The following is an 18,988-nucleotide window of genomic DNA, read 5'->3' on the forward strand; positions in this document are numbered from 1 at the left end:
CGTGAGGCCGCCCCGTATCGCCGGCCCGCGAGATCGCCCCGTGAGGGCCGGGGTCAGCGCGGTGCGGGCCCGCCGCGCCCTTCGCGGCTCCGGCGCGCGAGGACGAGGGCGCCGCCGAGGCCGGCCGCGGTCGCCAGGGTGACCCCGAAGGTGGTGGCCGCGCTGGTCAGCCCGACGGCGTCGGTGAGGTATCCGGCGCCGACCGCGAGCACGCCGGCCGGGGCGTAACCGCCGACGCTGAACGCGGCGTTGGCCTCGGCGAGCCGGTGGGGCGGGACGCTGGAGGTGAGCAGGGACAGGCCGCCGAGCTGGCCCATGCCCTGGCCGGCCCCGGCGAGTACGGCGGCGGCGACCAGCGCCCAGACGGCCGCGGTGTGCACGGCGACGACCAGCGTCACCATGCCGAGCACGACGCTGACGGCCCCGCCGACCAGGATCGTGTGCCGGGAGCGCCGCTGGACCGCGAACTGCACGCACGTCGAGGCGAGGAACATCGAGAACGCCAGCGCGCCCGGGACGATCCGGCTGTCGCTGTCGAGCAGGTCGGTCAGGAGCGAGGGCCCGAGCGAGAGCACGAACGACGTCGCCACGATGCCGGGCCCGAACACCGCGACGCCCAGCGCGAGATGCCACCCACTGCCCCGCGGCACACCCGGCACCCGCACCCAGGCGCCCCCGCCCCTGGAGCCGCCCCCGTCCGCCCCCGCCGGCCCCGACGCCGCGACCTCGCCGGGTGCGTCGGGCGCGCCGGGCGCGCGCGGGCGGCGGATCGGCATCCGCCAGACGACCAGCGCGGCCGTGCCGAGCAGCGCCGCCTCCACGACGAAGACGGTGACGGTCGGCGCAGGCAGTGTCTCGGACAGCACGCCCGACAGGAGGGGCCCGAGGCCGGCGCCGAAGACCATGGCGGAGGAGGCCAACAGGGCGCCGAGCCGGCGCCGGTCGGGGCCGGCCACGTCGGTGACGGCGGCCATCCCCGCGGAGACGGCCGCCCCGACGGCCAGCCCCGTGAGCAGCCGCGCCACGATCAGCACGGCGACGTGGTGCGCGGTGGCGAACATGAGGCAGGCGGCCAGGGCGAGGCCAAGGGCAGGCAGCAGCACGGGCCGGCGGCCGAACCGGTCGGACAGCACGCCGCAGCAGAGCAACGACGCGAGCAGGCCGACGATGTAGCTGGCGAAGACGACGGTCAACGTGCCGCCGGAGAAGCCGAGTTCGTCCTGCCACAGCACGTACAGCGGCGTCGCCGCGTTCGACAGCGCGAAGACCGCCGTGACGGGCCAGGCCGCCAGCCACACCCACCACAGCGGCACCGCCGCGCGCCCGTCCGCCGGCCCTCCCACGGCGTCGGCGCGGCGGAGTCCGCCGCCCCGCACCGTCACCACCGCCCCCGCGGCCGTACGCCGTCCCGACATGCCCGCCCCCTTCGCCGTCTCCAGTACGAGTTGAGTCGAACTTAGCATGCAGTACGATTAATCTCGTACTGAGTCCGCGCCGCGTCGGCGCGGTCCGTACGATCCGTACCGTCCGTACTGAGGGAATCGAGCGACGGGAGGCGGCCCATGCCGTCGAGTGCGCACACCGTTCCGGCCGCCCGGGTGCTGCCCGAGCCCGCCGACCTGCCCGCTCCGCTGCCGGAGCCGGCCCCGGCGGAACTGCGCCTGGAGACGGTCCTGGGCGCCCTGAGCGACCCGCTGCGCCTGTTCATCGTGCGCAAGCTGCTGCTGGAGTCGGAGCGGTTCGACCACCCCTGCTCCTGGCTGGGCATCGACCGGCCGAAGTCGTCGCTCACCCACCACTACAAGGCGCTGCGCGAGGCGGGCCTGATCCGGCAGCGCCAGTACGGCCTGGAGCGGCGCAGCCACGTCCGCGTCGCCGACCTGAACGACCGCTTCCCCGGCCTCCTCGACCTGGTCGCCGCCTGGGAGCCGCCGGCCACCCCCTGAGCGCGGCGGCTGAGCGACGACGGGGCGGCTGCTGGGCGACGGCGGGCAAGAGGAACGCCCCGTCGGCGCGCTGGTGGTTCAGCGCCCGGCGGGGCGTGCCGGCCAGCGGTGCTGGCCCGGGCAAGGCCGTCGGATGTGGCCCGGTGTCGCGTTATGTGGGCGAGCGGGATCAGCCCACGGCCTTGCCCTGTTGGGTGGCCTGCTTGGCCGGGAAGAAGTCCTTGCACAGCGGCGCGGTGCCGGACGGGTTCTTGGTGAACTCGGCCGTGATCCACTGCTCCTTGCCGCGGATCTTGTACCAGTAGGTGCTGTCCTGGACCTGCTGGGCGCGGACCTTGCAGTCCACGCCGACGACGGTGCCGTTCTTGAGGTTGCCGGCGTCCGTGGCGTCCTCGCTCGGGTACATCCGGACGTTGAGCGGCTTCGTGCCGCGGGTGTCGACGGTTACGTGCGGCTTCGCCGGGGCCGCGGCCCTCGTCGTGTCGGCGGCCTGCGCGGAGGCCGTGCCGAAGGCCAGCGCCGCACCGCCCGCCGCCACGCCGAGAGTCAGGGTCGCCGCCGTCAGGCGGGCGCGTCGCGTCCTTGCTGCCATGTCACTCATCTCCTTGCGTCGTCACGCCCGGCGACTGCCGGGGCGTGAGAGTCGGGACTACACAAGCGAGGACGCGGCACTCGGGGTGAAAGGTTCGGGTATGTCCAAATTTTTTCCCCTTTTTCTTCCCACGATCGGGTGCGACCGAGAACGACAGCGGCGAGGGCCGACGCCGGGGTCACACCCCACGCCGGCCCCCGCCGAGCCGCGCTCAGTGGCCGCGCGCGATCCACTCCTCCAGGTGCGGCGCCTCGGCGCCGATCGTCGTGGAGTCGCCGTGCCCGGTACGTACCACCGTCTCGGCCGGCAGCGTCAGCAGCCGGTCGCGGATCGAGTCGATGATCGTCGGGAACGAGGAGTACGAGCGCCCGGTGGCGCCGGGCCCGCCCTGGAACAGCGTGTCGCCCGAGAACAGCGTGCCCACGCCCGAGAGGCCGCCCTCGTCCGGCGCCCCGGCCGTCAGCGTCGGCGCGTACAGGCACACCGCGCCGGGGGAGTGCCCGGGCGTGTGCAGGACGCGCAACTCGGTGTCGGCGACGGTGAGCACGTCGCCCTCCACCAGCCGCCCGTCCGGCGCCCGGCGCGGGTGCCGCATCCGCCACAGCACCTCGTCCTCCGGGTGCAACAGGATGGGCGCCCCGGTGGCGTCGGCGACCTCGGGCGCCGCGTCGATGTGGTCGTCGTGGCCGTGCGTGCACAGGATGCCGAGCAGCCGCCGGTCGCCGACCGCGTCGATGATGGCCCGCGCGTCGTGCGCGGCGTCGATGACGTACACCTCGCGGTCGTCGCCGACCAGCCAGACGTTGTTGTCCACCTCCCACGTCCCGCCGTCGAGCGAGAACGTCCCGGAGGTGACCAGGTGGTCGATGCGCGCCTCGCCGGTCACAGGATCACCACCGAACGCAGCACCTCGCCGCGGTGCATCTTGGCGAACGCCTCCTCGATGTCGTCCAGCGTGATCGTCTCGCTGACGAACGCGTCCAGGTCGAGCCGCCCCTGCTGGTACAGGTCGATGAGCATCGGGAAGTCGCGCGAGGGCAGGCAGTCGCCGTACCAGGACGACTTGAGCGCCCCGCCGCGCCCGAACACGTCGAGCAGCGGCAGCTCCAGCTTCATCTCCGGCGTCGGCACGCCGACCAGGACGACGGTGCCGGCCAGGTCGCGGGCGTAGAACGCCTGCTGGTACGTCTCCGGGCGGCCGACCGCCTCGATGACGACGTCGGCGCCGTTGCCGTCGGTCAGCCCGCGCACGGCCTCGACCACGTCCGTGGTGCGCCCGTTGACGGTGTGCGTGGCGCCGAGTCCGCGCGCCTGCTCCAGCTTGCGGTCGTCCAGGTCCACCGCGATGATCCTGGCGGCCCCCGCCAGCCGGGCGCCCGCGACCGCGGCGATGCCCACGCCGCCGCAGCCGATGACGGCGACGGAGTCGCCTCGGCCCACGTTGCCGGTGTTGATGGCGGCGCCGATGCCGGCCATCACGCCGCAGCCGAGCAGGCCGGCCGCGGCCGGCGAGGCGGCCGGGTCCACCTTGGTGCACTGGCCGGCGGCCACCAGCGTCTTCTCCGCGAACGCCCCGATGCCCAGCGCCGGCGTCAGCTTGGCGCCGGCCGACGGACCCTCGGCCAGGGTCATCTTCTGGGTGGCGTTGTGGGTCGCGAAGCAGTACCACGGGCGGCCCCGCTTGCACGCCCGACACTGGCCGCACACCGCGCGCCAGTTCAGGATCACGAAGTCGCCGGGCGCCACGTCGCTCACCCCGTCGCCGACCGACTCCACGACGCCCGCCGCCTCGTGCCCGAGCAGGAACGGGAAGTCGTCGTTGATGCCGCCCTCACGGTAGTGCAGGTCGGTGTGGCACACGCCGCACGCCTGGACCCGTACGACCGCCTCGCCCGGACCCGGGTCGGGCACCACGATGGTCTCCACCCGGACCGGCTGCCCCTTGCCCAGGGCCACCACGCCACGCACCTGCTGTGCCATGCGAGCTACCTCTCTCTACGTTTCGCGCCCCGCGGTTCCACCTCCGCGCACCGCGCGGCCCCCACTCTCGTACGCCACGCCCCGACCGTCCAACCGACGCGGCCCACGCCACGACGTGCGACGTCGGCGAACCGGCCCGGCGTCAGCCCCCACGCCCCGCCACCCCGAGCCCGCGCGCCAGCGACCGTACGAGACCACACCGGACTGGAAGGGAATCCATGCGAGACGTACGAGACCATACGAGAGTGCATGAGAACGGGATGGCACCGGACGAGGCCGGACGAGACCGGGCGAGACCGCCGTACGGGGCCGGGAGGAGAGGGAGAGGAAAGGATCGGGGAAAAGGGTCAGGGGGCAGGGATCAGCGGGCGGGGGTGGCGTCCTCGTCGTCGGCCGGCTCGTCCACCGCGTCAGCGGTCAACCGCTCGCCCCGGCACGCGGCGATCCGCAGGGCCTTCTCGGACGAGAGCACCAGTTCGCTCAGCGCGCACCGGAGCTGGTCCTCCGACGCCGTGCCGTGCAGGGTGGCCCGGGCGTGCTCGGTCACCGACGCCACGTGGTCGAGCGCGCCGTCCTCCATGCTCTGCATGAGGTTGGCCAGGGGACTGTCCGCGGCCTCGCTGGCCACGTAGCACGAGTCGCCGTGCGGCCCCACGTACCGCTTCGGGTGCTGCCACGCGGTGTGCCGCAACAGGGCCGCCACACCCTGATTCCACTCGCGTTCCTGGCTCACCTGCCGTGTTCCCTTCTCCTGTGGGGGCAACTATGCGGAAACTAGGGAAATCCGCGCACATCAGGGCGGTTGCCCAGGCCCCGGCCACGACCGTGACCGCTAGCGCGGCCACTCTCGCATTGGGGCGCGCCCGCCACCAGGGGGCCGCGTGGTGTCCGCGTACCCGCTCCGTCGCGCTGTGTGCCCGACTCGCCGTGAGCGATACGGAGAGCCACCGCCCGGCTCGCGCCGCCCGTGGCGCCGCCGAGCCGGCCACCGCGCGCGTTGGGCGCGACCGGGTGCGGGCCGGACGAGCGTGGGTGCGATCGGGCGCGGCCCGGCGGAACGGGTACGCGCGGGCGCGCGCGGCGCGCTCAGGCGTGGCCGGGCCTGCCCGGCGGGGTGTCGAGGTGCGCGTTGACGCGGCCGAGCAGGGCGAAGAGTTGCCTGCGCTCGTCGTGGTCGAGCGGGGTCATGACGCGCTCGTTGACGTCGGCGAGGACGCGGTCGAGTTCCGCGAGGCGGTGCTCGCCGCTGTCGGTGAGGGTGACGACGTTGCGGCGCCTGTCGACCGGGTCGGGGGCGCGGCGCACCCAGCCGCCGTTCGCGAGGTCGTTGAGGACGGCCACGAGGTCGCTCTTGTAGATCCGGGTGCGGTCGGAGAGGGCCGCCTGGCTCGCCGGCCCGAACTCGGCGAGCGTGGCGAGCACCACGAAGTGGTCCTTGCGGGCCCCCACCGCGCCGAGCGCCTCGCCCGCCACGCGCCGCAGTTGCGCGGCGGTCATCCCGACGAGGCGCGAGAGCTGGCCCTTGAGCCGCTCGGGGGTCGCGTCACCGCGGTCGAAACGCGTTTCGTCGCCGGTCTCCATGCCGACAGCCTAGCCGTTTGCGTTAGTGCCCCTAACGATATACGTTCGTAAGGAATCCGAACGTTAGTAGCACTAACCGTTTGAGAGGCCGCCATGACCGGCACCGAAACCCTGCTCCGAGAACTCGCCGACCGTGCCGAACTGTCCGACCTGGTCGCCCGCCACAGCCTGTGGATCGACGAGGGCCGCTACGACGAGACCGACCGCCTCTTCACCCAGGACGTCGTGGTCACCTCGCTGCGCGGCGAGGCCCACGGCATCGAGCAACTCGTCGACCTCGTCCGCGCACGCCACGACGACTACGCCCGCACGCTGCACAACAAGGCCAACCTCGTCATCGAGATCGACGGCGCGACCGCCACGGTGCGGGCCCACGACATCGCCGTCTTCGTCATCGACGACACGACGGAGGCCGTCGCCGCCGGCATCCACCGCTACCGGGCCCGCCGCACCGACGCCGGCTGGCGCTTCGACCGCCTCGACATCACACCGGTCGCCCTGACCACGGCCCTGGAGCGGGCGCTGTAGGGGCACCGGGCCCCCGCCCTCCGGGGCGTCGGCCTGGTCGACGCTCGTGGCCGGCCCCAAGTCGGGTGCGTTCCCCGGCGCTTGACGTACGCCCGCACCGCGGCCCCGGCCGGGCGAACCGGTCGGGGCCGCGGCGTCTCAGGCCGCTGGGGACGATGTGCCGCAGGCGTCCGCGATGGCCAGGGTGTCCCAGTAGAACGGGCGGACCTCGGTGATCCGGCCACCCTCGACCGTGACCGTCTGCAGGATCGGGAAGGCGAGTTCACGGCCGGTCGCCCGCGCGCGGGCGCGCACGTGGGTGAGGACGACCGCGGTCTCACCGGTGGCGAGGAACTCCTGCTCCACCATCTCGAACGACTCCCAGGTCCGCGCCATCGCCAGGAAGAACCGCCGAATGCCGTCGTGCCCGCGCCACGTGCCCCCGTACGGCAGGCCGACGGCCTGGTGCAGCGTGACGTCCGGCGCGAAGAAGGGGGCGAGGAGTGCGAAGGACGCCTCGCCGGGCCCGCCGGCCGCCAGATACGCGGCCTCGGCCGCGTACATCCCGGTGAGGACCGTCGCGGCGTCCGCCGCTGGTGACATCGTCATGCCGCCAGCATGGTGTTCCCGGCGGGGTGGTGCTGGCGGGCATCGGACGTCGTGGTCCGCCCACGCGACGCAGTTGTGCGGCGTCGCCAAGGCCCGTGACACCCTTCGGCCATGCTCTTGGGTGATCAGACAAGCGGTGTCGAGCTCCGCCCGCTGCGGTACCAGTTCTCCGCGCTCCGCGGCGACGCGTACGACGACAACTGGCTGGTCATCGGTGGTGAGGTGCGGGCTCCGGAGGGCATCTGGTCCTTCGCTGATCCCTGTCTGCTGACCGATGAGGCCCGCCAGGTGTCCGCTTGGCTGCGTGCGGTGGCGGCGGGGACGGTCGCGGTGACCGGGCCTGATGCCGAGGGTTGGCTGTCCCCGGACACGTGCTTCGTCGAGCCGGCCCTGGCCTTCAGTCTCGTCGAGCGGAGCGAGGACGGCGCGGTGATGCGTGTGCACCTGTCCATGGAGGCGGCACCTCCGTGGCGGCGGGGCGACGACGGAGCGGACGTCTACCAGTACTTCGTGGCGGCCCAGATGAGTACGGCCGCTCTGCTGCGCGCCGCTGACCAGTGGGACCTCGCCCTGGCGTTGTTCCCCACCCGCTGATCGACACCCACCGCGCTGCGCCGGGCCCTGGGTCGGCGCACCGTACGCGCATCACCCCCCGGCCACCCGCGTCCCCTCGACAGCCGAGCCGGGCGCGGAGGGGAGGCCGGCCCGACACCGGGGTGGTCGGTGCCCGGGACCCCTCCCGGGCGCGCGCGGATAGAACGGCCCCATGACCACATCGGAATCACCGGCCCGCCGCCGTGGGACCAGGCTGTCCGTGGCGCACGGCACGGCGGCGGGGGCCGTCTGTGTCCTGGCCCTCGCCGCCGCGCTGACCGGCTGCGGCTCCGACTCGGGCGGCGACGCGGGGGAGCCCGGGCCGGCCGCGCCCTCGCGTTCGGCCGAACCGTCGCCCGCCTCGCCCACACCCACACCCACGCCCACGCGATCCTCCGCGTCGCCGACGCCGACCGAGGCGAAGCCGATGAAGCCTTCGTCACCGGCCGAGCTGCGGGCGTGCGCGGACGGAAGCTGCACGGTCGTCGTGACCAAGGGCACTGAACTCCCGCGCGCCGCCGGCCTGCGCGCGGGGCCGTTCACGGTGAGCGCCGTCGGGGCCGAGGGTGTGGACATCAGCTCGGTCGACCCGAGCGGATTCACCTCCAACCTGCTCGGGCAGCGCCCCGACCAGGGCGGACCCTCCACCGTCAACGAACTGTCGATCTCCGTACTCGCCATCACGGGGGACACCGCGAAGCTGCGGCTCTTCCCGGCGAAGTAGCGCGAGCCCCGGCAGCGACTGCCGTTCCGGCGCCGCCGCCGGGGAACTCCAACGGGACGTGGAGCGCGAGTTGACCCGCGGTGGCCCCGCGACCCGTCAGCCCGCGGCGCCCTCGTACACCACCCGCCCGTCGAAGACGGTCATCGACACCGGCACGGAGGTGATGTCCTCCGGGGGCGTGGTCCGCAGGTTGGCGCCGAGCGCGCACAGGTCGGCGACCTTGCCCACGCTCACCGAGCCCTTCCAACCCTGGGCGAAGTCCTGCCAGGCGCCGGCGGTGGTGTAGGCGGCCAGGGCCTGGTCCAGGGTGAGGCGTTGCTCCGGTCCGTGCACCTCGCCGCAGGCGCCGACGCGGGTCACCAGGGCCCGTACGCCCGCCCGCCAGTCGGGCTCGTTGACCGGGGCGTCCGAGCTGCCGACGAAGGGCACCCCGGCGTCGACCACCGAACGCCACGGCACGAACGCGTCGCCCTCCGGGCCCTGGGCCGCGCCGTGCACCACGTTCGCCCAGCTCTGGGCCTGCGGCCCGAGGCCGATCCGGTGCTCGGCCATGGTCGGCAACAGGCTCGTCGGGACGAACGGGCCGTGCATGACGACGTGTCGGGCGTCGGGTCGCGGGTGGCCGCGCAGCGCGGCGACGAGCGCCTCCACGACGGTGGGCACCCAGCGGTAGCAGTGCACGCCCAACTGGTAGCCCGCCGCGTGCGCGATCCGGATCATCTCGGTCAGCTCGGCGGCCCGCTCCTCGTTCGTGTCCCCCTCCACCAGCAGGTCGCCGCCGCTGTCGGAGAACAGCTTGACGCCGCGTACCGCCAACCGGCGCGGGTCGACGCCGGTCGGCGGCGTGAAGCCGCGCAGCGCCGCGTCGACCGCGGCGGCGGACCCGCCGGACTGGGAGCAGGGCAGGAAGAGCGTGCTCACCCGCGCGTGCAACTCGCCGGAGCGCGCCAGGTCCGCGTACGCGTGCAGGGTCTCCATCCCCTGCGTCCCGCCGCCGAGCCCGTCACCGCCGGGGCCCAGGCCCGGGTCGGTGAAGCTCGTGATGCCCTGGGCGTGCAGGCGGGCGACCGCGTCCCGCACGGCCTCCTTGCGCTCGTCCCGGGACCGGGCCGGCAGCAGCAACTGCGCCAGCGCCTGCGCCCCGTACCGCAACACCCCGGTGGGGCGGCCGTTCGCGTCGTACTCGACCCCCGGCTGTCTGGGGTCGCCGGGGCCGACGTCGGTGATCCCGGCGAGGGTGAGGGCGCGCGAGTTGACCGCGCTGACGTGGTAGCCGCTGTCCTGGAGGAAGACCGGGTGGTCGGGCGAGACGCGGTCCAGGTCGTCGCGGTTCGGGCCGCGCTGCTCGGCCAGCCGGCTCGGGTTCCAGCCGGCGCCGCGCACCCACTGCCCGGCCGGTAACCGGCCGGCCTCGGCGGCCACCGCGGCGACGATGTCGGCGACGGACCGCACCGCCGTCGGGCCGAGGTCGACCACGTACGGCGGCAGGTTCAACCGGTAGACGGCGGCGTGCAGATGGGTGTCGTTGATGCCGGGGAGCAGGCTGCCGCCGCGCAGGTCGACCACCTCGGTGCCGGGCCCGGTGAACGCGCGGGCGCCGGCGTCGTCGCCGACGTACGCGATGCGGCCCGCCCGGACGGCGACGGCCGACGCCCTCGGCCGCCGCGGGTCCATCGTGATCACGTCGCCGTTCCGGAACACCAGGTCGGCCTTGCCCGACGCGGCGGCGAACGCCGGCCGCGCGCCGACGAACAGCGAGGCCGCCGCCGCGCCGCCGAGCAACCGGCCGGCGTTGCGCCGGGAGATGGCGGGTGCGGAGCGCCCATCGGCGACGGGACCGGCCGTGGGCTCGGGCACGGACTCGGGGGCCGACTCGGCTGCGGACTCGGATGTGGGCATGGGGGAGCCTCTCGTTCGCGGTGCGTGTGCACGTCGTGACCCAACCAGCGGAGAATTGGCCGTCGGTGGCGCGTACGTCAAGGGCCGGGCCCGCGGTCACGCCACCCAGTCCGGCGGTCACGCCACCGGGCCCGGCAGTCAGGCCACCGGGCCCGGCAGTCAGGCCGACGCGGCGCCCCTCCCGGGCTTCCTCCCCGGCGCCGGGCACGCGCCCGTGGCACCGAACGCGCGCCGCTTCCGCCGGCGTTGGTCGGCCGCACGCGAACGTGCCGGGCCGGGCCGGTCGGCTGGCGGGACGGACCTGTCGTACGGGAGGACCAGTACGGCACGGGAGGACTAGTGCGGCAGGTAGTAGCTCAGCACGTCCGCCGTGAGCGGCGGGAACAGCGTGTGGAACAACTCGCGCCGCGTCGCGTACACGTCCGGGCGGAGCTGGGTGAGGCCGGCCATGCCGTGCGGGCCGAAGAACAGGGCGGGCAGGTGGTCGGGGGCCACGGCGGCGCCGCCCTTGCCGGGGTACTGGCGCGGGCCGCCCGTGACGACCTCGCCGAGGCCGTCGGCGAGCACCGGGACGCGGTAGTGGGCGCGGAAGGTGGACAGCACGATGTCGCCGTCGGGCAGGTCGACGCCGGTCGTGGTGAGGCGCCGCCACAGCAGCGGGCGCAGTCGGTCCAGGAGCGCCGCCGGGTCCGGTACGCGGACGTAGTACTGGTTCGCCCGGCCGCGCGGCGTGTGGTCCACCCACTCCCGCCAGGCCGCGGCCGGCACGGTGCCGGCCCGGTGGACGACGCGCAGCCCCGCCCCCGGGCACCGGGCCGCGACGCCGCGCAGCAACTCCCGCGCGGCTGCCTCGTCCACGGCCGCGGCCTCCGCCACCAGCACGCCGTCGCCGGGCAGCGTGGTGCGCGCGGAGGCCACGACGGCGCCGCCCCGCTCCAGCACCCACAGGTCGCTCGCGTCGTGCCCGAGCAGCCAGCGCCAGCGCGGCGCCGAGTGCGGCACCGCCACGTCGAAGGGGGCCTGGGCCGCGTCCTGGAGCGCCGCGAGGGCGGGGACGTCGTCGGGTCGCGCGGCGCGCGGCGGGGGCGTGCCGTCGCCGGACGGCGGGACGGTGACGGCGAGCGCGGGCGGGATGTCGATGGCGTACGCGTAGCCGAACAGCCGGTAGAAGTACGGGATGCCGATCATCACCTGGACGACGTGCCCCTGCGCGGCCGAGCGCTCGTGCGCCCACCCCATGAGCGCCCGCACGAGCCCCCGCCCCTCGTACGCCCGGTCGGTGGCGACCAACTCCACCTGCCCGGCCGGCAGTCGTACGTCCCCGACCCGGACCTCCTCGTCGAGCAGCGTCCCCGTCGACACGACCCGATCCCCGTCCACCACCACCGCGCACGCGGACCAGCCGGCGTCGGGATCGGTGACCACCAGCCGGTGATCGAGTGCGTCCTCCTCCGCACCGCGCGCGGCGAGCAACGCGCCGATCTGCTCCAGGTCTCCGGGGAGCGCCTCGCGCAGGACGAGTCCATCGGGCAATTCGCGGGGCGCACACTCGGCGCGGGTCGTGTTCACGGCGGGACTATGACACCCGGGCCGGCTGCCGGTCACGGGGTTTTCGCAGGTGGGGTGGGGGAGGGGTGGGGAGTGGGGGCTGGCCGTGGACGCTCTGGGCGTGCACCCGCGCGCCGGGCGGGAGGCGTTGTGGGGGTCTGGCCGCAGCCGCGACACTGGGCGAGCCGAGCGACAACGCCGGCGCGCCGCCCGCCCGTTCGCATCGGCGACCGCGTGCGGGCGTACCCGTAGGGCTGCGACACGAGCGTCGCTCTCACCCGGCACTCCCGGGCCACCTCACCACGTACGGAGGCACAGATGACCGCGCGGGATACGTCCACACGCCCCCAGCGGGGCCACGGCGACGGCGACGAGGACGGTGACGGTCACCCCGGGCAGCCGTGGCAGCCAACGGACGAGCCCCACCCGGACGGATCGACGCCCCCCGGCGACGGGACGCACCGCAAGTGACGCGGAAGGCCGAAGCGGCACCCGGCGCCGCAGGGACATGCCGTCCCGCAGGGGGAAGGCCGGCGCTGCTGGCCCCGCACACCCTCGCCGCGCGGGACGCCTGGGCCTCGGCACTGGAGGCCGTGCCGCGCTCCCGCTTCCTGCCCGACCTCATATGGCCCCATGACATGGCGACCGGCGAGACCACCTCGGTCGACAGGGCGCGGGACCCGCGGGCGTGGCAGCGGCACGCCGACGCGGACGAGCCCATCGTCACCCAGTGGGACGACGGCAACCACCGGGGCGAAGCGCCCGGACGGTCGTTCACCTCGTCCTCGTCCATGCCCAGCCTCGTCTCCGCGATGCTGGCCGACCTCGACGCGCGGCCGGGACAGCGCGCGCTGGAGATCGGCACGGGCACCGGCTGGAACGCGGCCCTGCTGGCGCACCGGCTGGGCGCGGAGAACGTCGTCACCATCGAGGTGGACCGGGCCGTGGCCGATGAGGCCCGGCGGCGCCTGACGGACTTCGGGCTGCCGGTGCGGGTGGTGCACGGCGACGGCTTCCTCGGACATGCCGACGGGGCACCGTACGACCGCCTGATCGCCACCTGCGGGCTGCGCCAGATCCCGTACGCCTGGGTGGCACAGGTGCGGCCGGGTGGAGTGCTGCTCGTGCCGTGGGGGACGTACTACGGGCCGGGCGAGGCGACGGCGCGCCTGGTGGTCGCGCCGGACGGACGCGGCGCCAGCGGCCCGTTCACCCGGCCCGTGGCCTTCATGCGGATGCGCTCCCAGCGGCTGGTCTGGCCGCGACACGACGACTACGTCCCACCCGGCGCGGTATCGGCCGCCGACACGTCGTCCACAACGCTGACGGAGGCCCAACTCCTCGGCACGGGAAGCTTCGACGCGGTCGACTTCGCACTGGGGTTGCGGGTACCCCACGTCGCCAGGAACGTCGATCGCAAGCACGACGGGCAGCGGGCCGTCTGGTTCTACGGGCTCACGGACCGCTCCTGGGCCGTCGTGGTCTTCCGGGACGACCGCGAGCGGGCCAAGGTCTACCAGGCCGGACCGCGTCGGCTGTGGGACGAGGTGGCGGACGCCCACGCCTGGTGGGTGGCGCACGGCGAGCCCGCGTACGACCGGTTCGGCCTCACGGTGGACGAGCGCGGCCAGCACGTCTGGCTGGACGACCCTGGCCAGGTCATCGGCCGACCGCAGGGGGCGTCGGGTTGACGGGTGAGCGGGTGTGGACGCGCGGCTGGCCAGTCGACGCCACGTCAGCACCAGCCAGTACCAGACCAGCACCAGTCAGCACCAGCCAGCACCAGACCAGCACGCGTGCCGGCGGCGGGCCGTGGAAGCGGGGAGGGGCCAGACCCGAAGGTCTGGCCCCTGGCCTGGGGATGCCTCGACTCATCGAGGTGGCGGGCGGTGAGCCCGTCCCCTACTCAGACGGTGACGTCGAGTCTCAGACGTTGACGCCGAAGTCCTGCGCGATGCCCGTGAGGCCGGAGGCGTAGCCCTGGCCGACGGCGCGGAACTTCCACTCGGCGCCGTTGCGGTACAGCTCGCCGAAGACCATGGCGGTCTCGGTCGCCGCGTCCTCGCTCAGGTCGTAGCGGGCGATCTCCGTGCCACCGGCCTGGTTGAGGATGCGGATGTACGCGTTGCGCACCTGGCCGAAGTTCTGGCTGCGGGTCTCGGCGTCGTAGATGGAGACCGGGAAGACGATCTTCTCGACGTCGGCGGGCAGGCCGGCCAGGTTGACGTTGATCTGCTCGTCGTCGCCCTCGCCCTCACCGGTGACGTTGTCACCGGTGTGCACGATCGACTGGTCCGGCGTCGCCTTGTTGTTGAAGAAGACGAAGTGCTGGTCCGAGTAGACCTTGCCGCTCGGGTTCACGGCGATGGCGCTGGCGTCCAGGTCGAAGTCCTGGCCGGTGGTGGTGCGGACGTCCCAGCCGAGGCCCACCGTGACGGCGGTCAGGCCCGGTGCCTCCTTGGTGAGCGAGACGTTGCCGCCCTTGGACAGGCTTACAGCCATGGGGTGTCCCCTTCTTGTACTGGTCGATGGTCGGTCTTCGTGACGACCACGAAGCTACCGTCACCCCTCACAACGCCAGCAGGGGACCGCAGGGTTCCAGCCCCCTTTACTTTCTTTGCCAAACTCTGGCGGTACGGAGTGAATCGTTCCGCATTTGGTCGGGGTGGAGGTCGGGCGTGGAGGCCGGGCGTGGAGGCCGGGCGTGGCGGCCCGGCCGATGGCTGGGCGCGCCGGGCGCGTGGTGCGGGGCGGGCGGGAAATGCGGGTGACGGGAGCGCGTCAACGCGGGAGCATGGGGGCATGCCCGGCCCCTATGTCATCCGTGGCTCGGTCTCCCTGCCGGAGGCCGAGCTGATCTGGCGTTTCTCCCGTTCGTCGGGGCCCGGCGGGCAGCACGTCAACACCAGCGACAGTCAGGTGGAGCTGCGGTTCGACCTGGCCGCGACCGAGGCGTTGCCGCCCGTGTGGAAGGAGCGCGCGCTCCAGCGGCTGGCCGGGCGGCTGGCGAACGGCGTGGTGTCCGTGCGGGCGTCGGAGCACCGCTCCCAGTGGCGCAACCGTGAGACCGCGGCCGTCCGCTTGGCCTCCCTGCTCGCCGAGGCCACCGCGCCGCCCCCCAAGCCGCGCCGCCCCACCCGCATCCCGCGCGGCATCAACGAGCGCCGGCTGCGCGAGAAGAAGCAGCGCGGCGACACCAAGCGGGGCCGTTCCGGGCGCGACTGGCACTAGCCCTCTCGTGCGGGCCCCGGGCTGTCTCGTTACGGGCCGCGGAGTCGTCGTCGTACGGCGCCGGGGACCCCGTCTCCGCCGTCCCACGAGAAACGGTTTCCCCGCCCGATCGCGCCGGCGCCCGGCCGTACGGGAGTGCGCCGACCACCCGTTTCCCGGGGAAATCGCGGCGCCTCCGGGAGCGGAATTGCCGGCTATTGCCAGGGTGGATCACAAAGCGCCGGCGGCCCGCCGCGCGGCGATATCGAGGCGCCATTACGGGCCCGGCCGCTTCTCGTATGCGAACAGCCGTACGTACCACCGGCGCTGCCCGGTCGGGCACTTAGCGTCGCTGCCACGGCAGTCGCGCCAGGCATATCACGCACACCCGTTCCCGACAGCGAGAGCGTGCTGTCCGACACCCCTTCCGGTACGGAATCGAGCATGCCATCGCGCCGCCCGGCCGGGTGTGGCAAGGGGCGCCGGACGCCCGCCGCGCGCCGGGTCGGCGGCGGGTGTGTGAGCGGTCGCGCGAGCGGTGCGGGTGGTACGGGCGGCGCGAGGGGGCGTGCGCGCGTCGGCCGTTGGTGCCCGTCCCGGCGAGATGACGTGCGGAGGTGTCGGACCGGCCACCCCTGCCCCCTCATGGCCCGCGGGCGAACCCCCGCCCGCGGAGCGACGACGCTGAGATGAAGGGTAGCTGATGGTCTGTCAGTTACGTCAGGAGAGGGCTCGGCCCGTGGGGCGGGGCTCGGGTCCCACGGGACGCAGGGGGACGCGGGGGCGTGGGAGGCTCCGCGAGTGCGCGCGGCCCCGGCGCGGCTCAGCTCAGGTGGCGGTACCGGCCGCGGAAGTACGTCAGCGGGCCGCTCGCCGCGCTGGGCGTGTGCGCCGTCAGGACGCGGGCCACCACCAGGGTGTGGTCGCCCGCCTCGACGCGCTGCTCCGTGCGGCACTCCAGGGTCGCCAGCGCGCCGCTGATCAGCGGCGCGCCGGACGCCTCGCCGCGGGTGTAGGACAGCTCCTCGAACAGCAGCCGGTCGCTGACCCGGCCCTTCATCGCGAACCGGCCCGCGATCTGCCGCTGGCCCTCGGCGAGCAGCGACACCGCCCACAGCGGCTGCCGCTCCAGCACGTCGTCCATCCGCGACTCGTTGCGGACGCTCACCATCACCAGCGGGGGGTCCAGCGAGACCGACAGGAAGGCCGTGGCGGTCATGCCGACGTCCTCGCCGCGCGGTCCCTCCTCCTCGTCGTGCGCCGTCACCAACACCACGCCGGCCGCCAGCCGCGCCAGGGCGGCCCGGAACTCGTCCTCGCTCACCCCACCAGCATGCGGGACGGCGCGCGCCGGCTCCGCCTGGGGCCTGGCGCCCGGGGCGGGCGTGGCCTCCGGGGCGCTCGGGGCGTCAGGGGCGCCCGGGGCGGCGGCCGAGGCGACGTCTGGGCCGGACGGGGCGGATGGGACCGAAGAGGACGAGGTTCGCAACACGCCTTCGACGCTAACCCCCCGCCCCGCCCGGCCGCATCGGGCTCCCGGCGGAGGGGAGCCCTAGGTCCCTGGGCTGAGCGCTGGCGGGCCGCCGGCGGGACGCTGAGGGGGCGCTGGGGGGCGCTGAAGAGGCGCTGACGGGGCGCTGGCGGGGCGTCGTGGGGGCGCTCGCGAGGTGCGCGCAAATCCGCACCGATATTCGAAACAGTCGCCCCCGGTAAACGTAATCGCATTCCGGATTTGCTTTCTGGAAATATCGCACGGCCCGTCTGAGCCCGTGTAACGGCTTTATCCCCACGCCGGACACACGCTGTGACATGAGTCACAACGGGCAGTAATTGTTGACCCTGTGTACCGGGTGGACAGCTCGCTGTGATTCAGTGGCCGTGGCAGTGAGAGACGACGAGAAATTCTGGAGTTGCTGTCGAGGTCTCGGGGGAGAGCGATCGATGGAGACCGAGTCGGAGCCGTACATCCGCCTTGCGACCCTGCGACAGCTACATCAAGTAGTCGCAGAACTGAACACCGGACGCAGTCTGGCGGAGACCCTGCAAACCGTCGCCGACGGAGTGATCCAGGGCCTGGGATACGAGCTGTCAGCCGTCAACCTGGTCCGCCCGGACGGAGACCTGGTGGTGGCCGCGGTCAGCGGCAGCCCCGGGGCCGAGGCGCTCATGGCGGGCCGGGTCGGCTCGCGGACGTCCTGGGAGCGCCGGCTCTCGATGGGCGAGCGCTGGGGCGACCTGAGATTCATCCCGTACACCGAGGGCTGGGTGCTCGACGACGACGACGTGCCGCAGTGGCACGTCGCCGGTCCGGCGCCGAGGTTCCCCGACGAGTGGCACCCGATGGACCGGCTGTTCGCGCCGATGCGCGCGGCCGGCTCGCCGCACGGCGAGCTGCTCGGCGTGATCTCCGTGGACAAGCCGCGCAACGGCCGCCGCCCCGGCGCCTGGGGCCGCGAGGCCCTGCAGATGTACGCGTTCCACTCGGCCATCGCCATCGGCAACGCCCGGCTGCGCGCCAACATGCAGCGCGCGCTGATGCGCCTGGAGCGCGACCAGCAGGCGCTGCGGGCCAGCGAGGAGAGCTTTAGGCAGGCGTTCGAGTACGCGCCCAGCGGCATGGCCATCGCCGAGATGGGCGGCGACCAGCACGGCCGGCTGCTGCGCACCAACGACGCGCTGTGCCGGCTGCTCGGCCGCTCGGCCACCGCGCTGCGCCGCTACTCCTTCTCCGACCTCGTGCACCCCGAGGACATCGGCACCCTGCTGCGCACCTCGGCCGAGGGGGGCCGCGCCGAGCTGCGGCTGGTGCGGCGTGACGGCACGTACATGTGGGTCTCGCTGCGCAACTCGGTGGTCGCCGACGCCGCCGACGGGCCGCGCTTCCTGCTCACCCACGTCGAGGACATCGAGGAGCGCAAGCGGCACGAGCTCCAGCTCGCGCACCGCGCCAGCCACGACTCGCTGACCGGGCTGCCCAACAGCGCCGAGCTGCGCACCCGGCTCGGCGCCCGGCTGTGCGCCCGCCCCCCGCAGCCCGCCTACGCGGGCGCGGAGAGCGCCGGCGTGGGCCCGGACGGCGCGTACCAGGCCGGGGCGGCCGTGCGGGAGGCGGCCCTCGTCGGCAGTGTCGAGCAGGACGCGTACGTGCAGGGGTTCGGGCTCGACGGCTTCGACTCGGCGGTGGACCTCGGCGGCCTGGGCGGCTTCGCCGGGCTCGACGCCGACGCCCTGGAGGGGCTCACCGGCGGCTCCGACGGCGGCCCGTTCGACCACCACGTGCACACCTACGCGCCCGCCGAGGGCGAGGAGGACGACGGCACCAAGGGGCTCGCGGTGCTCTTCTGCGACCTCGACGGCTTCAAGTCGATCAACGACAGGTTCGGCCACCACACCGGCGACGCGGTGCTCATCGAGGTCGCCCGCCGGCTCTCGCACGGCGTGCGGGACGGCGACACGGTGGCCAGGCTCGGCGGCGACGAGTTCGTGGTCCTGGCCGATGGACTGGGCCGGGCCGACGCGCAGGATCTCGCCGTGCGGCTGCGAAACGCGATCATTCCGCCCATTCGCTTCGAAGGTCGCGCGGTGCGCGTGGGGGCGAGTTTCGGTATTAGCTGGGCGGCCTGCGGGATGTCGGCCGAGGAAGTGCTGCAATCCGCTGACCAGCGCATGTACGTGGAAAAGCGGTCGCGGTCGAAGGCGAATCGGCGTGCGGGTTAGCAAGCTGGGCAGGGGATGGCTGGGCGCGGCCCCGTGGACGGGCCGCGCGGGCCTTGCACGGCGGGGTAGGCTGCGCCGGTC

The 18,988-nt window shown here is 73.9% G+C and carries 19 protein-coding genes; 8 read left to right on the plus strand and 11 right to left on the minus strand.

Annotated features, from left to right (window positions below; genetic code table 11):
• Nucleotides 1-53 precede the first annotated feature (53 nt).
• The gene (locus tag AC3CHW_RS20000; protein ID WP_488471113.1) at nt 54-1,415 is read right to left on the minus strand and encodes an MFS transporter; all 1,362 of its coding nucleotides are present in this window, start codon (nt 1,413-1,415) and stop codon (nt 54-56) included.
• Between the two features lie 147 nt (nt 1,416-1,562).
• Between AC3CHW_RS20000 and AC3CHW_RS20005 the strand changes: the two genes are divergently transcribed.
• On the plus strand, nt 1,563-1,946 hold the full coding sequence (locus AC3CHW_RS20005) for an ArsR/SmtB family transcription factor (protein WP_359322846.1): 384 nt from the start codon (nt 1,563-1,565) through the stop codon (nt 1,944-1,946).
• Between the two features lie 169 nt (nt 1,947-2,115).
• Here the strand turns inward: AC3CHW_RS20005 and AC3CHW_RS20010 are convergent, their stop codons facing one another.
• The 5 genes from AC3CHW_RS20010 to AC3CHW_RS20030 all read right to left on the minus strand — a co-directional run bounded on the left by AC3CHW_RS20010 (nt 2,116) and on the right by AC3CHW_RS20030 (nt 6,099).
• Nucleotides 2,116-2,538, minus strand: coding sequence for a hypothetical protein (locus tag AC3CHW_RS20010; protein ID WP_488467360.1), 423 nt, complete (start codon nt 2,536-2,538; stop codon nt 2,116-2,118).
• 211 nt (nt 2,539-2,749) lie between these two features.
• The gene (locus AC3CHW_RS20015) at nt 2,750-3,424 is read right to left on the minus strand and encodes an MBL fold metallo-hydrolase (protein WP_488467361.1); all 675 of its coding nucleotides are present in this window, start codon (nt 3,422-3,424) and stop codon (nt 2,750-2,752) included.
• Nucleotides 3,421-4,518 (minus strand): S-(hydroxymethyl)mycothiol dehydrogenase, encoded by a 1,098-nt coding sequence (locus AC3CHW_RS20020; protein WP_488467362.1) that lies wholly within the window; start codon nt 4,516-4,518, stop codon nt 3,421-3,423. Before AC3CHW_RS20020 ends, AC3CHW_RS20015 begins: the two co-directional genes overlap by 4 nt.
• A 361-nt stretch (nt 4,519-4,879) precedes the next feature.
• Entirely contained in the window at nt 4,880-5,251 is a 372-nt protein-coding gene (locus AC3CHW_RS20025; protein WP_488467363.1) for a hypothetical protein, read from the minus strand.
• A gap of 353 nt (nt 5,252-5,604) precedes the next feature.
• A complete protein-coding gene (locus tag AC3CHW_RS20030; RefSeq protein WP_488467364.1) occupies nt 5,605-6,099 on the minus strand; it encodes a MarR family winged helix-turn-helix transcriptional regulator in 495 nt (164 codons plus the stop codon).
• A gap of 93 nt (nt 6,100-6,192) precedes the next feature.
• Between AC3CHW_RS20030 and AC3CHW_RS20035 the strand changes: the two genes are divergently transcribed.
• The gene (locus tag AC3CHW_RS20035) at nt 6,193-6,627 is read left to right on the plus strand and encodes a nuclear transport factor 2 family protein (protein ID WP_398607580.1); all 435 of its coding nucleotides are present in this window, start codon (nt 6,193-6,195) and stop codon (nt 6,625-6,627) included.
• Nucleotides 6,628-6,765: 138 nt separating this feature from the next.
• Here the strand turns inward: AC3CHW_RS20035 and AC3CHW_RS20040 are convergent, their stop codons facing one another.
• The gene (locus tag AC3CHW_RS20040) at nt 6,766-7,215 is read right to left on the minus strand and encodes a nuclear transport factor 2 family protein (RefSeq protein ID WP_488467365.1); all 450 of its coding nucleotides are present in this window, start codon (nt 7,213-7,215) and stop codon (nt 6,766-6,768) included.
• 111 nt (nt 7,216-7,326) lie between these two features.
• Between AC3CHW_RS20040 and AC3CHW_RS20045 the strand changes: the two genes are divergently transcribed.
• Complete coding sequence (locus AC3CHW_RS20045; RefSeq protein WP_488467366.1) at nt 7,327-7,809, plus strand: WapI family immunity protein; 483 nt, start codon at nt 7,327-7,329, stop codon at nt 7,807-7,809.
• Between the two features lie 172 nt (nt 7,810-7,981).
• On the plus strand, nt 7,982-8,533 hold the full coding sequence (locus tag AC3CHW_RS20050; RefSeq protein WP_488467367.1) for a hypothetical protein: 552 nt from the start codon (nt 7,982-7,984) through the stop codon (nt 8,531-8,533).
• Nucleotides 8,534-8,629: 96 nt separating this feature from the next.
• On the opposite strand, the gene AC3CHW_RS20055 is transcribed toward AC3CHW_RS20050, so the two are convergent.
• Together AC3CHW_RS20055 and AC3CHW_RS20060 are read right to left on the minus strand one after the other, a co-directional pair.
• Entirely contained in the window at nt 8,630-10,432 is a 1,803-nt protein-coding gene (locus AC3CHW_RS20055; RefSeq protein WP_488467368.1) for an amidohydrolase, read from the minus strand.
• A gap of 336 nt (nt 10,433-10,768) precedes the next feature.
• Nucleotides 10,769-12,001, minus strand: a complete 1,233-nt coding sequence (locus AC3CHW_RS20060; RefSeq protein WP_488467369.1) for a GNAT family N-acetyltransferase — start codon at nt 11,999-12,001, stop codon at nt 10,769-10,771.
• Nucleotides 12,002-12,298: 297 nt separating this feature from the next.
• Between AC3CHW_RS20060 and AC3CHW_RS20065 the strand changes: the two genes are divergently transcribed.
• Nucleotides 12,299-12,451, plus strand: coding sequence for a hypothetical protein (locus AC3CHW_RS20065; RefSeq protein ID WP_217195199.1), 153 nt, complete (start codon nt 12,299-12,301; stop codon nt 12,449-12,451).
• Between the two features lie 167 nt (nt 12,452-12,618).
• Complete coding sequence (locus tag AC3CHW_RS20070) at nt 12,619-13,671, plus strand: methyltransferase domain-containing protein (protein WP_488467370.1); 1,053 nt, start codon at nt 12,619-12,621, stop codon at nt 13,669-13,671.
• Nucleotides 13,672-13,906: 235 nt separating this feature from the next.
• Here the strand turns inward: AC3CHW_RS20070 and AC3CHW_RS20075 are convergent, their stop codons facing one another.
• Nucleotides 13,907-14,482 carry a TerD family protein gene (locus tag AC3CHW_RS20075; protein WP_381167343.1) on the minus strand — a complete coding sequence of 192 codons (576 nt, stop codon included), beginning with the start codon at nt 14,480-14,482 and terminating at the stop codon, nt 13,907-13,909.
• A gap of 300 nt (nt 14,483-14,782) precedes the next feature.
• Between AC3CHW_RS20075 and arfB the strand changes: the two genes are divergently transcribed.
• Nucleotides 14,783-15,211, plus strand: a complete 429-nt coding sequence (gene arfB / locus AC3CHW_RS20080; protein ID WP_488467371.1) for an alternative ribosome rescue aminoacyl-tRNA hydrolase ArfB — start codon at nt 14,783-14,785, stop codon at nt 15,209-15,211.
• 802 nt (nt 15,212-16,013) lie between these two features.
• On the opposite strand, the gene AC3CHW_RS20085 is transcribed toward arfB, so the two are convergent.
• Nucleotides 16,014-16,514: a flavin reductase family protein gene (locus AC3CHW_RS20085; protein WP_488467372.1), complete on the minus strand. Its 501-nt coding sequence runs from the start codon at nt 16,512-16,514 to the stop codon at nt 16,014-16,016.
• Nucleotides 16,515-17,131: 617 nt separating this feature from the next.
• Here AC3CHW_RS20085 and cdgB point away from each other — a divergent pair.
• Entirely contained in the window at nt 17,132-18,907 is a 1,776-nt protein-coding gene (cdgB, locus tag AC3CHW_RS20090) for a diguanylate cyclase CdgB (RefSeq protein ID WP_187062351.1), read from the plus strand.
• The last annotated feature ends 81 nt before the right edge of the window (nt 18,908-18,988 follow it).

The sequence above is a fragment of the Streptomyces sp. MGP-BFMKR1 genome, assembly GCF_057766585.1.

Bases quoted from the DNA above. Each gene is read 5' to 3' on its own strand.
- cdgB (WP_187062351.1), top strand. From the start codon at position 17,132: ATGGAGACCGAGTCGGAGCCGTACATCCGCCTTGCGACCCTGCGACAG.
- AC3CHW_RS20070 (WP_488467370.1), top strand. From the start codon at position 12,619: ATGGCGACCGGCGAGACCACCTCGGTCGACAGGGCGCGGGACCCGCGG.
- AC3CHW_RS20075 (WP_381167343.1), bottom strand. From the start codon at position 14,482: ATGGCTGTAAGCCTGTCCAAGGGCGGCAACGTCTCGCTCACCAAGGAG.
- AC3CHW_RS20030 (WP_488467364.1), bottom strand. From the start codon at position 6,099: ATGGAGACCGGCGACGAAACGCGTTTCGACCGCGGTGACGCGACCCCC.
- AC3CHW_RS20045 (WP_488467366.1), top strand. From the start codon at position 7,327: ATGCTCTTGGGTGATCAGACAAGCGGTGTCGAGCTCCGCCCGCTGCGG.
- AC3CHW_RS20005 (WP_359322846.1), top strand. From the start codon at position 1,563: ATGCCGTCGAGTGCGCACACCGTTCCGGCCGCCCGGGTGCTGCCCGAG.
- AC3CHW_RS20040 (WP_488467365.1), bottom strand. From the start codon at position 7,215: ATGACGATGTCACCAGCGGCGGACGCCGCGACGGTCCTCACCGGGATG.
- AC3CHW_RS20010 (WP_488467360.1), bottom strand. From the start codon at position 2,538: ATGGCAGCAAGGACGCGACGCGCCCGCCTGACGGCGGCGACCCTGACT.
- AC3CHW_RS20050 (WP_488467367.1), top strand. From the start codon at position 7,982: ATGACCACATCGGAATCACCGGCCCGCCGCCGTGGGACCAGGCTGTCC.
- arfB (WP_488467371.1), top strand. From the start codon at position 14,783: ATGCCCGGCCCCTATGTCATCCGTGGCTCGGTCTCCCTGCCGGAGGCC.
- AC3CHW_RS20020 (WP_488467362.1), bottom strand. From the start codon at position 4,518: ATGGCACAGCAGGTGCGTGGCGTGGTGGCCCTGGGCAAGGGGCAGCCG.
- AC3CHW_RS20035 (WP_398607580.1), top strand. From the start codon at position 6,193: ATGACCGGCACCGAAACCCTGCTCCGAGAACTCGCCGACCGTGCCGAA.
- AC3CHW_RS20065 (WP_217195199.1), top strand. From the start codon at position 12,299: ATGACCGCGCGGGATACGTCCACACGCCCCCAGCGGGGCCACGGCGAC.
- AC3CHW_RS20000 (WP_488471113.1), bottom strand. From the start codon at position 1,415: ATGTCGGGACGGCGTACGGCCGCGGGGGCGGTGGTGACGGTGCGGGGC.
- AC3CHW_RS20055 (WP_488467368.1), bottom strand. From the start codon at position 10,432: ATGCCCACATCCGAGTCCGCAGCCGAGTCGGCCCCCGAGTCCGTGCCC.